Here is a 15983-nt window from a genome sequence, read left to right as displayed (position 1 = left end):
CATCCGCGTGCGTCTGCGGTTACAATTTTACTTCCCAAATATTAATACTTCCATCTGCACTACCAGCAATCAGAGTTTTGTTATCGGGGCTGAAAGCAACAGAAGTGACTTCTTTAGAAAGACTCTTAAAAGTGCGAATTTCTCTCTTAGTTTTTATATCCCATAGTTTGATAGTGTGGTCACTACTACCGCTAGCGAGGGTTTTGCCATCTGAAGTGAAAGCCACAGAATTTACTGGATGTTCGTGACCTTCAAAGGTATAAATTTCTTCTCCAGTACTTAAGTTCCACAGCTTGATGGTGTCATCAGCGCTGCTACTAGCAAGAATTCCTCCGAATTCGAGATTGGGAGAGATGGGACTGATAGCAACAGATCGAACGGGTTCGGAATGCCCTTTAAGAGTTATGATGACTTGTTGGTTTTTAAGATTCCATAGTTTTATGGTAGAATCCTCACTACCACTCGCAAGAGTTTGCCCAAATCCCTGCGGGGAGGAAGTGAAAGCAAAGGATTTTACTGAGCTGGTATGTTCTTTGAGCGTTGCAATTTCCTTTCCTGTTGCTAGTTCCCATAGTTTTATAGTGCCGTCAAAACTCCCACTAGCAAGAATTTTATTGTCTGGACTGATGGTCACAACTTCAACAGAACTAGAATGACCGTAGAGGGTACGGATTTCTTTTTTAGTTAATGGGTTCCATAACTTGATGGTATTGTCACCATTGCCACTGGCTACGATCTGACCATCAGGACTGATGGCAACGGAATGAACTGAAGCAGCATAAGCCTCTAATGTGGCGATTTCCTTTTTAGTGACTAAATTCCACAGTTTCACTGTTGTATCAAAACTGCTACTCGCTAGCATTACACTCTGAGAATTGCCACTGACAGCGACAGCAGTGACTAAGTTAGAATGACCGTTAAGGGTTTTGAGTGGGGAAGACTGATTTTCTGCCAAAGGGTTGAGAAGAGGGGAATCTTTCGCATACCAAATTCCTCCAAACCCTAAAAATAGCAAGGTAGTACCTAGTAAAAGACCTCTTTGCAGTAGGGATGATTGTGAGGATGATGGCGGAACCGATAAATGACCCGATAAATCTTGTAAAACTTCATTGGCTGATTGATAACGTTCTCTAATATCTTTTTTCAAAAGTTTATCGATAATCTTACCTAGACTATGACTAATTGGGCTTTTTATGTACTGTCGCCAAGAGGTCACCCAACTATAACCATTTTCTGTCCACAAACCAGATGGTGCCACTCCAGTCATTAAGTGAAAACAGGTAGCACCTAAACTAAATAAATCGCTCGCAGGATGGGCTTCTCCATCTTGCATTTGTTCTAGAGGGCTGTAACCACGAGTACCAATCGTCGTTCCCGGTTTTGTCTTGACAGTTTCGCTGAGTTGTTTTGAAGCACCAAAATCAATCAGTACGAGTTCTCCTTCTATCGCTCCTAAGAGGGATGAAAAATTTTTTATTTTCTGCTGGTTGGGTTGATAAAAGGGCGCTCGCCGCATAATATTTGGTGGCTTAATATCCCGATGAATCACCCCGTGTTCGTGGATAAACTGAAGAACGGGGAGCAAATTGAGCAACAGTTTCCGAATGGCGATTTCGCTATAGACTCCCCTTTGTTGCAACTCCCTCAACAAATTTTGTCCATCAATAAATTCTTGTACCAAATACAGATAGTGCTCCTCCTCAAAGTAAGCTAGCAAGGTAGGAATTTGCTGATGTTTACCTAGTTCTTGAAGTCGCTGTGCTTCTTGTTGAAATGATTCAATCGCCTTCTTAACAGCCCATGTTCCCTGGATTTTTGGGGCCAATTGCTTCACAACACAGAGTTCGTTGAGTTTGTCTACATCTTCCGCTAAATAAGTTTTACCAAATCCGCCTTCATCGGAAAGGACATTGGTAACGCGATAATGACCTCGAAGAAGTTGTACCAGTGGCGTGCTGCAACTCTGGCAATAATGTATCCCATCAGGATTGAGAGGATTTGGGCAATCAGGGTTTAGGCAGCAGAGCATCATCTAACAAGGTGACTGTGCTGCCATCTATGATATTACATCGCCAAATTTTCTTTACCAAATTTATCTTTTGCTATTTCTTAACTATGCCCAATGCCCAATGCCCCATTTTCAAGTTACTCCCGAACCGCTAGAAGAATACTTAATTTAATGAACCGCAAAGACGCAAAGAGCACGAAGGAAGAAGAAAAAGAAGATAGGTAATCTTAGACCGGAAAGGGAGTAGTCATTCATCGGCAATTGCTCACAACGAGGTAATGAAAAATTTCTTATCCCTACTTCCTACTCCCTACTCTCTACAAGCTCTAGAGCGCACTAGAAAAGAAGCAAACACCCATGTTGCAGCTTGGTTGGCTCAACAGATTGCTTCTGTGCCTACCGTGTAAGTTTGGCATTATTGTCACACAAAAGCCTGATATCTACCCAATGAGAGTAGAGCAATGAGTAGAGATCGTATAAAAATAACTATAAAAATATTTTATATTTACGGAATCGTATACTTTTATTTTGTAGGAGTAGGATTATGTCAACAAACAGCGAAAATAAGTACATATACAGAGCCAAATTCGTTCTTAGTTGTTGCATCTGTAGTAGCTTGCTGATTTCTGGCTATGTTATGCCTGTGAAAGCTTTCAGAGAGGCTCAGCAAGACAACCCCTACATAATTGCTAAACTCCCAGACGAAAGAGAACAAGAAGCAGTCAGTAAACTTGTTGAGCAAGTAGAGACTCCCCAAATGCCTGCGAGTCAAACCACTCCAAAACAAGCTATTGAATCTCCTCTCGCACCCAAACCCAAGCCACAAGTAGAGACCACTCCAAGTCCGAGTACGGCGACTGCACCCGCACCCAAACCCAAGCCACAAGTAGAGACCACTCCAAGTCCGAGTACGGCGACTGCACCCGCACCCAAACCCAAGCCACAAGTAGAGACCACTCCAAGTCCGAGTACGGCGACTGCACCCGCGCCCAAACCCAAGCCACAAAGTGCCAATACAGCTACAGCACCCGCACCCAAACCCAAGCCACAAGTAGAAACCACTCCAAGTCCGAGCACGGCGACTGCACCCGCACCCAAACCCAAGCCAGAAAATGCCAATACAGCTACAGCACCTGCACCCAAACCCAAACCACAAGTAGAAACCACTCCAAGTCCGAGTACGGCGACTGTACCCGCACAAAATACTATTCCACAACAAGGAGGACGTGCTCCAAGTGCTAATACGGCGACGGTTCCCACTTCAAATCCTCAGCCAAGAGTTGAGCGTACTGCTGCTGTAAGTTCAAGACAACCTAATAGACAAAGGACTGGAAATTCGCCTATTAACTCATCTAATGGGCTAGCTTTCAAAGAGATTAATTTTGTAGACTTTGCACTCGGTATTCTGGCTCCTGGCGATTATCAATACAAAGGGAGGAGTTATCATTTTTATCAGTTTGACGGGCAAGAAAACCAACATATTCAAATCAGGTTAACCGGGAGTGCAGATAACCGCCGTACTAATAACTTGGCTTTAGAGCCATTTGTCCTTCTTCTCGATCCCGATAATAACGTCCTTGCTAGTAGGGGCACTACACAAAAAAACAAGGATGCATATATATTTGCACGATTGCCTGTAGCAGGTAAGTATACTATTGCTGTCACAAGCCGAGATCCTAAGGATATAGGTCGCTATAATTTAGCTCTCAGAAACGACACATCCGGCTACCTTTTAGATGAAGCAGCCAAATTAGATGAAAGTTTAACTTTGAAAAAAAATAGAAACTCTTATGATGTTTCTAAGTTTCAAGGGAAAAGAGACCAGCGCGTAAGTGTACGTGTAGAGAGTGTTTATGAAGAGTTTGTTCCTTACGTAGTCTTGATGAATTCTAAAGGGCAAGTGGTTGCTTCCGATCTAGACAAAGATCGCAAATACAGTGCTCTTATTGATAGAGCAAAGTTACCTGAGGATGGTACTTACTATGTCGTGGTGATTTCAGCTGTTCCGCAAGAAAACGGTAGATACAGATTAACAATGTGGTAGTTGCGGTTTTAAAACATTTGTTCGACCAAGCATATACCCAGGGCTTGTTTGGTTTTTAAGCTCTGTTGATTGTATGCTCTTGCCATTTCTGTATCCCCCAAGCAAAGGTAAGTCTTTGATAAAGATTGCAAACAACTCGCTTCTACTTGGATGTAACCCATTTGAACCGCCATGTCCAAGCATTCTGCATAAATATCTAGTGCTTCCTCAATCAAACTCTCGTTCAGATAAAAGTCTCCCAAACCTTTTAGGCTTTGGACTTCTAACTTGCTAGCACCTATTTCTTGAGCAATTTCCCAACACTTCCAGTGGCAATCTCCTGCTTCTGTCATGCAGCCTATAGCTTCATAATAAGTTGCTAGGTCGTATAGAGTATGAGCTTCCATTGAACGCAATCGCATCTCTCGCGCAATTGCCAAACGTCGCTCGGCTAATTCTACAGCTTGAGCATATTTACTCATAAAATAACAAGAGGATATCATTTGCTGAAGCAGCATTGCTTCACTACGTTTTGCGTTTGTTTCTAACAGTATGGTGCGAGATAGTGTATAGAACTCTAGCGATAAGGCAAAATTATCTTGGTGATATAAAGTGTCTCCTATAAGTGCAAGCGCATTCGCTTCTCCTATGCGATCGCCTTGCTTCCTAAAAATTTCCAAAGCTTGCTCGTAGGACTCTTTCGCCTTACAAAACTGCTTTGTTTCCAAGTAAAAATTTCCAATAACAAATTCTGCTGATACCCCTTGTAAGGGTGTCTCGGCATATATCCCTATTAACTGACGAACCAGTTTCATTAGGCGATCGCAGACGAAGCCTTCTGTATCAACCTCCACAGACAGGATAGATGCGCTTTGTTGTGTCGTCTGTATCAAATCGAGTACAATTTGTACCAGGTCAGCATCTATCAAATGTTGGTTGAGTTTTAAAATCTCTGTTTTTTCGCCATTAGAACAGTTTAGCAGTGCCTTAATCAGCTTGAGATAGCTGTGGTAGCGTTCTTGGTTTAGATTATGCATCAAGGAATTTACCATATTCTTATCAGTTATTTTTTGCTATCTGTTGTCAGGTTTTGTAAAAAATCAGTAAAATCACTTGCAGTTAAGCTTCCTTTGTTTGATTTCTTACAAGATTGATTTCAAGAATACGTGGAAAAAATGAGTAACCTGTGAAGATGATTGTGAATAATTATTAAGCAAAAGGAATAAAATTAGGTTTGTACTGCAACAACTAGAGCGCTTTTATCTTTGTTAGTTATTTATGCCTAGTACCACTTGGAATCGTCATCACGTCCTTTCTCTTTCTGACTTCACAAGCGATGAATATAACACTGTGTTACAAACGGCTGCTAGTTTTGTGGAAGTCTTATCTCGCCGGACAAAGAAAGTACCAACTTTGCAAGGACAGGTGGTGGCCAATTTATTTTTTGAAGCCTCTACCCGGACTCGCAGTAGTTTTGAACTGGCTGCAAAGCGATTGTCAGCCGATACGCTCAACTTTGCCTCAGCAACTTCTTCTATAACCAAAGGAGAAACGATTCTCGATACGGCAAAGACTTACCTGGCAATGGGTACTGATATTATGGTGATCCGCCATAAGGAAGCAGGAGTTCCGCAGGCGATCGCAGCTGAAATGGATCGTCTGGGAGTACGAGTCAACGTCCTCAATGCAGGTGACGGTCAACACGAACATCCTTCTCAAGCACTGCTTGACTTATTTACTATTTGTACTCTCTTGGATGTTGACAACCCCCAGATCGAACTACTCAAGAATAAAAAAATCGCCATTGTTGGGGATATTGTACATTCACGGGTTGCCCGCTCAAATATTTGGAGCTTGACCGCTAGTGGTGCTCGGGTACATCTCGCAGGACCACCCACACTTTTACCGAAACTATTTGCTGATTACGGCGAAGACCAACCGGGTAAATTGTTTCTTCACTGGGAGTTAGAACCTGCTTTACAAGATGCCGATTTTGTGATGACTCTGCGCTTGCAAAAGGAACGGATGACCGCTCATTTACTGCCCTCTTTGCGAGAGTACCATCAAATGTTTGGTATTACACATTCAAGATTGGAGTTTTGCAAACCAGATGTCAAAATTTTACATCCTGGTCCTGTCAACCGTGGTGTTGAAATTAGTTCTGAAGTGATGGACGATCCTAAATTTAGTCTTATTCAAAATCAAGTCAGTAGTGGTGTTGCTATTCGTATGGCTTTGTTGTACTTATTAGGCAGTGGGAAGAGTTAGGCATTGAGCCGATCTCCTGGTAAAATCAGGCAAGATAGTCTGTAAAACTTTGTCTTGTCTAGCTTTCAGGCATTCTTTTAAAATTAAGGCGACTTTCTAAGGAAGAGTAACTCTTGCTCGGAAGTGCTCAGAATCGATCGCAAAAGGTCTTGTGTGGCATTAATCCCTCTGCCTTCTTCAAGACGCTGCAGGGAGTAAGTCTACTGCTTCAGTGTTTTTATGTTCTTTTAGAAACAAATGCCCAAGCGCAAACAAAACTTCTGCCTTTTCCGTGTCTGTTGCTTGCATAATGAGCATTTTTAGACTCACAGGGGAATCCATTGAAAGACGAGATTTTGCAGGGTTTTTAGCTTCCTCAGGAAGAAAATTTAATACAGCAAAGTAATCGCCAGCTCTTAGGTCTTGCTTACCATTCATAAATCGACTGAGGCTACTCTCGTTGACTCCTGTCGCCTCAGAAATCTCCCTGGCGGTCAACCCACTTTTCATTCTTCTGATGTTAGCGAGCAGTTAGATTCAGAGGATGCTTGCGGTGTTGGTAAGTCATTACTGGGGGGTACTGTAAATAGCCCTAGTAAAAATCTTGAACAGCCCAATTCTTACTCTGGTAAGAACAACCCTAGTAATGACATACCCACCAGTAATGATAGATCCAGTAAAAATCGCAGAAATCGTGGCGAAGGTAACGGTACTATCCACTGGCGCACCATAAGCAAGAATGGAAAAGAGTACCCGCAAGCCTACTATCACTGGAAGGAGAAAGGTCAAAAAAAAAGCAAGTACATTCCCAAACAGTTACTAGAACTGGTTGAACAGGCAGAGGAGCAGAAACGCCCAGTAATAGAAATTCTGGCAATACTGAGTGGAGAAACTTTACTGGTGGGTAAGGAAAACAGCCCTAGTAAAAAAGAAACTTTACTGGTGGATAAGGAAAACAGCCCTAGTAAACTTGGACAAGAATTCTTATCTAACAGTAAAAATAGCCCTAGTAACGCCCAGGAACAGCCCATATCTACCAGTAAAAACAGCCCCCGTAACGTCCGGGAACAGCCCATACCCACCAGTAAAAACAGCCCTAGTAACACCAAGGAACAGCAAATACCCACCAGTAAAAATAGCCCTAGTAAAACACGGCGAAACAAAGGCTTAGGCACTGGTTCTCTTCAATGGAAGACCATTACCCTCAATGGTAAAGATTATTCCCAACCTTGGTATCACTATGAAGTTTGGATTGAAGGCGATCGCATTACCAAAAAAAGCAAGTATATTCCCAAGCGACTCCTTACCAAAATTCAGGAGCTAGAGGCACAAAAAGCTTCGGTGACCGAAATTTTAGAAGTCCTTGGAAGAAAGATTTGAGTCGCGCAAGTTTCATCGCTGATTACTGGTGGGTGGAGAAACTATTCTCAATATGGCAAAGACTTATCTAGCAATGGGTTGACAGCTTCCTTTATCTGTGTCAGTAATGCCTGATTTTCATCGGGAGTACCAACAGATGTTCTAAAATAGTAAGCATCTAATCCTGGTTTTAAACCAAAATCCTGTACAAAAATATTTCTGGCTTGGAGTGCTTGAACCAAATCTCTTGAGGGAATTCCAAGTGGTTTTGTATGGACTAAAAGAAAGTTGGTGGCGGAAGGACAAACAAAAAACTCAAGGTTTTCCAGTTCCCTAGCTAGGTACTCCCTATCTTGGCAAATTTGCTTAATATTAGAATGGACATACTCCATGTCCTCTAGTGCTGCGATCGCGCCTACTATGGCTAACTTATTTACAGGAAACATTTGGGCTGCTCGATAGAGATAATCCACCACAGTCTCATTGGCAATTCCGTAACCCACCCTAAGTCCAGCCAATCCAAAACTTTTCGATAAGCTGCGTAAAATGATGAGATTCGGATAGCGATCGACAAGATCGGCTACAGTTTCCTGGCAAATTTCATAGTAACACTCATCCACAACCACCATGCACTCTACACGCTCCAGAATTTCTTGGATAATCTCTCGTGAAATCAGGTTAGCTGTGGGATTGTTGGGGTTAGCAATAAACAAAACCTTCGTTTTGGGTGTGACTTTCTGCACTATTGTCTCAACATCAAGTCCAAAGTCCGCAGTTCTATGAACTACAATCGGATTTCCGTTAACAACTTGCGTACTGAGAAAATACACAAAAAAGGTTGGAACTGGAATGATGACTTCTTCTCCCGGCTTGACAAAGACTTTAGCAATCAGTTCGATCAGATCGTCCGAGCCATTACCGATAAAAATTTGCTGTTCCTTTGCACCAGTATACTTGGCTAATGCTTCTCGTAGCTTTCCTCCAAGTATCTCTGGATACCGATTGATTGTCATCACTGCATCTGCGATCGCTTCGATAACATGAGGTGAGGGTGGGTAAGGTAACTCACCTTTATCCAAACGAATAGCATCACTCCCTTTCGCCAATCTAGCTTCTTTCTGACCGATACCCTTAATATGTTCGTTAACTAGATAATCCATTGTTTCAAATATTTAAGGGATATCCCCCAGTAGCATTGGTAACTCCAGTACACTGTTTAAGATAACATCACATCCTACATCTTTGAGCATACTTTGCTGCTTGTCTGCCATCTTATCCCCAAATACGCCAGTCAATACCCCTATAGATAGACATCCAGCTTGTTTAGCAGCAACAACATCACTCGTCGCATCTCCAATATAAGCTGCATATTTACGGTCTAAAGATTGAAATTCTTTTGAACAGAAAACTTCAACGTTTTCCTCAGGATAAAGTGCTTTAAGGACGACAAACGGGTGGGGTTTGCCGAGTTTCTGACTGTTACCCGAACGAGATAGAATTGCCTCAGCTTCTAAAACTTCGTCATATGTAACAATACGTTTTTGGTCAAAGTATTCGAGTAACCCTAGCTTGGACATGGGCTGAATCACTTCATTTCTCGGTCTTCCTGTTGCGATTCCTAAAGTATAGTTATAGCGATCGCGTAGATTTTCCAGGACTGACCTAATACTTCCTAAGTCTAAGACTGTATCATCATCAGGAAGAACTCCGCTACCTTTTGTTTCATACCATTCTTGGAAGTTATAATAGCAAAGCCACCACAAATCTCCTTTAGGTTGAAGGTAATTTAACTTTGCTCCCAAAATTTTTTCTGAGAACGAACTGACATATTCAACAACATCTGTTCCTGCTATAAGTTGAGTTTCCTCCCAAAATCTCGCGATTAAAGCATTGCTCATTACTGAGTTATACTTATTATTTTGTAATAGATTTCTCAATCTTGCTAATTCCTCTTTGACAAGGAGAGGATTGCTGAGAATACTAGACCAAGTCTCAGGATAATTTGCTTTTACTGCAGTGAGAATTCCCAGCAAATGCAGAGACATGACAAAAAATGTTAAGTCCCAGTTCGAGTTAACAGCCCGCCTTTTTAATTCATAAACAAACTGACTGGATATAACCTTTTCACCAGCCAAGAGCAATCTACTTAAAAAATCATCACATTCATCAAAGTAATTTTTCAAACCAAGGTAGCTGTCACTAGTTATCAAATCCCAGACAGTGAGACGGGCTGTATTCCAATACTTTTTTTCGCTAGTAATAACTCCATCCAAATCAAAGATGAGAGTTGTGAGTTGCTGGTACATAGTTTTCCACTAGTCCGCGCAGGCGGACTTTGTTTGTATAGACGCGAATTCTATTCGCTTGGTATTGTTACGAAACTGGGATGTTCCCATGACATTCTCTCACATTTTTTCAGACAGCATCTAATTCCGAATCTATTAAGCTTTTTGTTTTTCCCTGAATATTGCTTCCCATTTCAACCGCCATAGCTAACCCTAAAAGCGTAATTTCAGGAGGAAACTTTTGAGTATCGCTCAGATTCATTGTTAGAAAAGGACAACAGAATAAAGCTAACTTTAAATACTTCTTCCAATGCGGATTCAGGCATTCTCTAGATTTCAGTTCTTTTACTAAAGGAGTAAGAACTCTTTGAATTTTTGAGTGTAATAAAGCTAGTCTAACTTCTGAAGGTGCAAAGTTATGTTTTACAATAATAGTATTGTCTTGAATTTCTACATGAATAGAAAGTGTCTTTGCCACCTCATTGGGAAAGTACATCCAAATAGCAAAAACATTATGAAACAGTGGTTTCGCTAAATCTAAAAAGGGTGAATGACGACCTGCAAAAGCTGGATCGAAGTAGATTAAGGAAGAATTTTCGCGATCGACAAACACATTACCATTGTGAGCATCTCCATGTCCAACTATGGATGGAGTTTCGCATCGAGAGGGGTCTAATACCTCTATGGCTTGCTCTACAAGACTATCAATAGTTTCTTTAAATTCCACTCCATTCACAATCCATTTCATTTTTGCCAGTGAAGCAAAATGAATGGTGTGTCCGGGCAAAACAATATCTGTATTTTCGTAGAAAGTTTTAAAGCGTCCGCCAGTCAGCCTGTGAGAAAACAATTGGTGAATCGGGGCTTTTTCATGTTCCTCTGCTGTTAAAGGCTGGAGTGTTTTTAAATAAATTTTCCAGAGATCGTCATCAGATTTTTGTTGCAGAGAAATAATAAAATCAGGATTTTTTTTGTTATCTAGTTCTAAATTCCGAATTGTATCAAACAGGGACGGATATTCAACATATTCGTAAATCAGGAGTTGCTTTCCCCATTCATTGGAACTAAATATAGGTTGAATAACTGGATAACCTGCTTCTGCTAAAATAGTCGAGTTATAGTACTCGTTGATGATACTTTTTGGCTCAACATGGGTTTTAAAAAATAGTTTTCGTCCATCATCTGCCAGTAAAAATCCATTGAGTGAATTAAGAGAGACAGCTAATGGTCGGATTGTGACTTCATTGATTTTAAAAGGCAGAATTGCATTAAGGAATTCTTGCATTAATGCGTTTGCAGCCTTTACATCAGAAAATTGGAGAGTTTGAATATATTGCAAATTTTTGTCTGACAAATTTTCCTCCTTGAAAATAGGGAGTAGGGAGTAGGGAAGAAGCATTGTCTCATTCCCAGCCTCTGACACTCTCGTTCCCAGGTTCTACCTGGGAATGCCTTAACGGAGGCTCCGCCTCCCGTCTTGATACTACCACGCGAGGCAGCAGCCCCGAAGAACGCATTCTCAAGTTCTGGGAACAAATCAATGAATCCGCTCCGAAATACCTATGCAAAGCTATTCAGTACTAGGTGGTTGCGTTATTTACCTAACACGCTTCTTTGCTGCTTTCTTCCTGCTTCGTCCTGGTGATGTCGGCACCCTCCAGTCCACAGGCTCACTCCGAAGAGCTTTCGGTGTTGAACGCATAGCATTTTAAGTTAATTGCGGCATTCAGATCCCTGTCCAAAGTAAAATTACAGGCATGACAATGGAATATCCGATCATCTAATTTGAGTTCTTTTTTTACTGTGCCGCACTTTGAGCAGGTCTTTGAACTTGGATACCATCTATCCGCAATTACCAATTTTGTATTGACAAGTTTACACTTGTAGGTTAAATGTCTGCGGAACTCATAGAAACTTTGGTCTTGCACCGCAGCTGCTAGCTTGTGATTTGCCATCATTCCGCTGACATTCAGATCTTCTATCGTTACTTCGCTGTGGTTTTTGGCGATGTAAGTAGTCATTTTATGCAAGTAGTCTTTTCGGAGATTGGCAATTTTTCTATGTAACCGCGCAATCTGCATATTTGCTTTCTTCCAATTCGCAGATCCCTTAACCTTGTTACGATGTAGCCACTGCAATCGGCTTAATTTAGCTTAATCCAAGAGAAGCCTCTCATTCACTCTGTACTCAGAGGGTAAGGATTCAGGTGTAAAAAAAGAGGCAAGCAGGGGGAGCAGGGGATGCAGGGGACGCAGGGGGAGATGAATGATTCATCAGCATTGGAGATGGATGAATAATCGTCAAGATTCAGATCAGGGGGTATTGACAAGTGTGACATAGAAGGGGGAGCATCAGAGGTATGGAAAAAAACCAGCCGCCAAAAATAGACAGTAATATGTTGAAACAGTTGGGGACAACGCAGCTGGTAGAGATAATTGTTGAGCAAGCGAAAGCTATAGAGCAGCTAAAATCCAGAGTCATAAAACTGGAACAGGAAATAGAGAAACTGAAAGTTAGTAGAGATTTAGATAGCACAATATCATCGAAACCCCCGTCAGGAGACATCCTCAAAAAAACCGAAAACAAACAAGTTGATAAATCCGTTGAAAGCGAGACAGCGAAACGGAAACCAGGAGGACAACCAGGGCATCCGGGAAAAACGAGAAAGGGATTTGGGAGAGTCGATAGATTTGAGATATTACGACCACTTGAGTGTAGATGTTGTGGGCAAAGGGAATTCGGTAGCCAACCCATAAAAATAGAAACACAACAAGTAGCACAGCTAGTGGAACGGCCAATTGAAATAGTAGAATATCAAAGATATACGTGCATTTGCACCATATGTGGTGAAACTCAAACAGCAGACTGGTCACCAGAGATAGTACCAGGACAAGATATTGGAATCAGACTGCAAGCTTTTTTGGGATGGATAAATAATTACGGGCATTTACCTTACTCTAAACAACAAGAACTATTGTGGGAGCTCGGTGAAATAGAAATCGGGGTGGGAACCTTAGTAGCCACGAATGAACGAATAGATGGAGCAGTGGCTCAAAGTATTGACTTGCGTGAAACTTTGGATAAAGCAAACTCAGCCAAATATCCATTCGGATGAAACGCCTTGGGTAGTCAAAGGAGTAAAAGAATGGTTGTGGATTTTTGCCAATACTGATGCATGCTCTGTTTCATGCTGCTGATACACGTTCTCGAAGCGAATTAGAATCTGTTTTGGGTTCAAACTATGATGGTGTACTGAGTTCTGATGACTATAGTGCATATAATGGTTATCCGGTGAAAGCTCAACAGAAATGTGAGCGCACATTTACGCCGTCATTTCAAAAAGCTCGTCCAACTTCCCGGTTTACATAACCAAGACATTGGCACAAAATTTATCGAACTGATAGACGAAGCCTTTAAACACTATGCTTTATTCCAACAAAGCCAAAACACTGATGAATTTTTGAGTTGGGCTAACGAGTTTCGACGTATAGTTGAATCTTCGATTGATTTGTGGATTGATAAAGCTGGAGGGGAAGCCGGGAAACTTTTACGCTCCTTACAAAATAAATCTCATCAATGGTGGTATTTCTTAAACCATCCGGAGATCCCGCCTGATAATAATTTAGCACCAACGTTCGTTACGTTTAGCAGTCACAAAAAGAAAAGTTAGTGGCGGTTCCCGTTCTATGGAGCGGTTTCAAGATACCGCCAATTTATTGACAGTGATACAAACGTGCCGTCGTCAAGGACGTAAGTCAATTGAATTTTTTATTCAAGCTATAAAAGCGATGTTTAACCCAGTCGTGCAGACCCCTTCATTAATTCCTCAAGTTTACATCTCAATCCTTTCGGCAAAACAATGACTAAAGAAGCCATCAAAGACCATCAAGACTTAGGTATTTATAAAATAGCTTTTGAAGTAGCAATGAGCATTTTTGAGATCTCAAAGACATTTCCTGTGGAGGAACGATATTCTTTAACCGACCAAATTCGTCGTGCTTCACGTTCTGTGTGTGCCAACATGGCAGAAGCTTGGCGCAAACGTCGTTATGAAGCAGCATTTGTTGCGTTCATTGAATGACTGTGAAGCCGAAGCGGCTGAAACTCAGACTTGGATTAAATTTGCTGTTAAATGCAATTATATGGATGTGGAAACCGGACGAGAACTTTCTGGACGTTACAATCAAGTTTTATCTGGTCTTGTCAATATGATTAATAATCCATCCCCTTGGTTAATAAATCATTAATCTCCCCCTGCATCCCCTGCATCCCCTGCTCCCCCTGCTTGCCTCTTTTTCATACCTGAATTCTTACCTCAGAGGAATGATGAGATGAATCTTGGGGCAATGACGAATTGACTTCCGACTTATGTTAACCGTAGGTTAACGCGGGAGTGAAGTCGATGAGGAATTGCCAATTACGGCACGATTTGACATAAACCAGATCTCCTTTTAACAGGATTGACTTTATTAACGTTAACCACCTTATTTTTGACACCAGGATAGTTTTTCAACTTCACACCAGTACCTAAGTTTTGCATTCCAATAACTTCGTATACCTGACCTTCAAATTGAACTAAATCCTTGGGTTGGTATCGGTAACGGTATTTTTTAATTCGACGTTGCCCTTTTGATACTTTGTGTTTCCGGTAAAGTCTCAAGTTTTCACCATTTTTTTGTTTGTTGCGAGTTCTCCTACCTGAGGATAATTCCGAACCAGATTTAGTTGAGCCGTCTCTACTATCAATATATTTGGCATCATAGAACTGCTCCATCGAGCGCTTATTTCGCCTAATTTGTTCTAGGATTAATGATTCTACTCTTTTCTGAATAGTACCACCTGCAACAACAAATGCATCGTTGTGATGAGATTTTTCTATTTTAAATTCTCTTCTAATGCCTTTGGTGATGTAGCCATAAGTTGAACTATATCGTCCATCATTAGTCAAACGCCATCTAACTGTTGTCATAAAGGTTTCACCTTTAAATGACTTCAGCTTTGGCTCCCATCCACAAAGGAAACCACTCTTTTTATGATTTTTGGATGCATGGCATTTATTACATAAGGTAATCAGGTTGGCAGGTCTATCTGTTCTGTCTTCTTTCCAAAACCCTAAGTGATGTACTTCTAATATTGGATTGACATCTTTATTTTTACAATTGGGGTTTTGACATTTATGCCCATCTCTGTGCAAAATGTATTCACGTAAATTATCAAAGCCATATTTTTCTCCCTGTTGATAACCCACACCTTGGATTTCAGCATCCTTTATTCTCTGAATGTCAAAACTAGCTACTTCAATCGTAATTTTTTTGACTGGAACTATTTTCTGAATTTTATCAATGATTTTGTGATGAGTATCTAGTTTGTGCTGAATACTTGGTGCTAGCCAATTGTCTTTACGCCTACGATTATCAAATCTTGGCGCACGATATCTTTTTCTATTTCTTCTTTGCTGACGGTATTTTTTTCGTTCTGTCAATCGTTCAGACACACCTTTTAACATCTGAACTTCACCACCAATTAATTCTTCTTTCTCGTTGACTACACTGTACCCAATATTTTGATAACCTGCATCAATCCCTAAATTTCCTGGTTGAGTATAACCACTAGAACCATAAATTAATTGAATGGTAAATGGAGCGCGACAATAAATTTTGGCTTTCCCTTCCTTCAAAAGCAACCGAGCTTTACGGGGAGTCGTAGGCATTAACGGTTTGCCGTGTTTGTTGACAACGTAGACTTTCATGATTTGTATTCCTAATAAACAGGTAATCGCCTTACAGCGTGGTTCCCTTTGCCAATGTTTATCCAGGTTTTATACCAGCAACACTTTTCCTCTTCCTGTAGAAATGTTTAATCACTGGTCGTAGAGTTCAGAACTAGGGATCGAGACGCTACTCTCTGTATTCTGAAGTACCTATATATTCTGGTTAAACGTGGTGATTTCTTGCGTAACGAACCACCTAGGCTAATGACGTACTTCCTAATTTCTTAAGAAGCCCACATTCACCCTGTACCCAGGGGAATGTGTGGAGTCGTCACCATCATGGTGCGTTGC

Annotated in this window: 13 protein-coding genes and 2 pseudogenes; 7 read left to right on the top strand and 8 right to left on the bottom strand. The window is 41.2% G+C overall.

The features are described from left to right. Positions 1–19 precede the first annotated feature (19 nt). Positions 20–2029, bottom strand: a complete 2010-nt coding sequence (locus tag WA1_RS38670; protein WP_026135363.1) for a serine/threonine-protein kinase — start codon at positions 2027–2029, stop codon at positions 20–22. Between the two features lie 257 nt (positions 2030–2286). Here WA1_RS38670 and WA1_RS60725 point away from each other — a divergent pair, with 257 nt between their 5' ends. Both WA1_RS60725 and WA1_RS38665 read left to right on the top strand, forming a co-directional pair. Next, positions 2287–2415 carry a hypothetical protein gene (locus WA1_RS60725; protein ID WP_017749908.1) on the top strand — a complete coding sequence of 43 codons (129 nt, stop codon included), beginning with the start codon at positions 2287–2289 and terminating at the stop codon, positions 2413–2415. Positions 2416–2552: 137 nt separating this feature from the next. After that, on the top strand, positions 2553–4052 hold the full coding sequence (locus WA1_RS38665; RefSeq protein ID WP_066613167.1) for a PPC domain-containing protein: 1500 nt from the start codon (positions 2553–2555) through the stop codon (positions 4050–4052). 8 nt (positions 4053–4060) lie between these two features. Here WA1_RS38665 and WA1_RS38660 read toward each other — a convergent pair whose 3' ends face one another. Then, the gene (locus WA1_RS38660) at positions 4061–5068 is read right to left on the bottom strand and encodes a tetratricopeptide repeat protein (protein ID WP_017749906.1); all 1008 of its coding nucleotides are present in this window, start codon (positions 5066–5068) and stop codon (positions 4061–4063) included. Between the two features lie 241 nt (positions 5069–5309). Between WA1_RS38660 and WA1_RS38655 the strand changes: the two genes are divergently transcribed. Next, positions 5310–6299: an aspartate carbamoyltransferase catalytic subunit gene (locus WA1_RS38655; protein WP_017749905.1), complete on the top strand. Its 990-nt coding sequence runs from the start codon at positions 5310–5312 to the stop codon at positions 6297–6299. Positions 6300–6476: 177 nt separating this feature from the next. On the opposite strand, the gene WA1_RS38650 is transcribed toward WA1_RS38655, so the two are convergent. Continuing rightward, on the bottom strand, positions 6477–6788 hold the full coding sequence (locus tag WA1_RS38650) for a helix-turn-helix domain-containing protein (protein ID WP_148662862.1): 312 nt from the start codon (positions 6786–6788) through the stop codon (positions 6477–6479). Here WA1_RS38650 and WA1_RS38645 point away from each other — a divergent pair. Then, positions 6702–7658, top strand: a complete 957-nt coding sequence (locus WA1_RS38645) for a hypothetical protein (protein WP_017749903.1) — start codon at positions 6702–6704, stop codon at positions 7656–7658. The two genes, WA1_RS38650 and WA1_RS38645, sit on opposite strands and share 87 nt — an antisense overlap. A 47-nt stretch (positions 7659–7705) precedes the next feature. Here WA1_RS38645 and hisC read toward each other — a convergent pair whose 3' ends face one another. The 3 genes from hisC to WA1_RS38630 all read right to left on the bottom strand — a co-directional run bounded on the left by hisC (position 7706) and on the right by WA1_RS38630 (position 11276). Then, positions 7706–8797, bottom strand: a complete 1092-nt coding sequence (gene hisC / locus WA1_RS38640) for a histidinol-phosphate transaminase (protein WP_017749902.1) — start codon at positions 8795–8797, stop codon at positions 7706–7708. Between the two features lie 12 nt (positions 8798–8809). After that, the gene (locus WA1_RS38635; protein ID WP_017749901.1) at positions 8810–9943 is read right to left on the bottom strand and encodes an HAD family hydrolase; all 1134 of its coding nucleotides are present in this window, start codon (positions 9941–9943) and stop codon (positions 8810–8812) included. Positions 9944–10052: 109 nt separating this feature from the next. Further along, entirely contained in the window at positions 10053–11276 is a 1224-nt protein-coding gene (locus WA1_RS38630) for an aminoglycoside phosphotransferase family protein (RefSeq protein WP_026135361.1), read from the bottom strand. Between the two features lie 208 nt (positions 11277–11484). Between WA1_RS38630 and WA1_RS58365 the strand changes: the two genes are divergently transcribed. After that, entirely contained in the window at positions 11485–11634 is a 150-nt protein-coding gene (locus tag WA1_RS58365) for a hypothetical protein (protein ID WP_169886881.1), read from the top strand. On the opposite strand, the gene WA1_RS38625 is transcribed toward WA1_RS58365, so the two are convergent. After that, positions 11593–12060, bottom strand: a complete 468-nt coding sequence (locus WA1_RS38625; protein WP_272819321.1) for an RNA-guided endonuclease InsQ/TnpB family protein — start codon at positions 12058–12060, stop codon at positions 11593–11595. The genes WA1_RS58365 and WA1_RS38625 overlap by 42 nt on opposite strands. Positions 12061–12281: 221 nt before the next feature. On the opposite strand from WA1_RS38625, the pseudogene tnpC reads away from it, so the two are divergent. Both tnpC and WA1_RS38610 read left to right on the top strand, forming a co-directional pair. After that, positions 12282–13785, top strand: a pseudogene (tnpC, locus tag WA1_RS53950) (IS66 family transposase). Next, a pseudogene (locus tag WA1_RS38610) lies at positions 13782–14169 on the top strand (four helix bundle protein). The pseudogenes tnpC and WA1_RS38610 overlap by 4 nt, the downstream one beginning before the upstream one ends. Positions 14170–14339: 170 nt before the next feature. Here WA1_RS38610 and iscB read toward each other — a convergent pair. Then, positions 14340–15671: an RNA-guided endonuclease IscB gene (gene iscB, locus WA1_RS38605; RefSeq protein ID WP_017750198.1), complete on the bottom strand. Its 1332-nt coding sequence runs from the start codon at positions 15669–15671 to the stop codon at positions 14340–14342. Between the last annotated feature and the right edge of the window lie 312 nt (positions 15672–15983).

Source organism: Scytonema hofmannii PCC 7110 (assembly GCF_000346485.2).
GTDB classification, from domain to species: domain Bacteria; phylum Cyanobacteriota; class Cyanobacteriia; order Cyanobacteriales; family Nostocaceae; genus Scytonema; species Scytonema hofmannii.
This window is presented reverse-complemented; position numbering and strand designations above follow the sequence as displayed.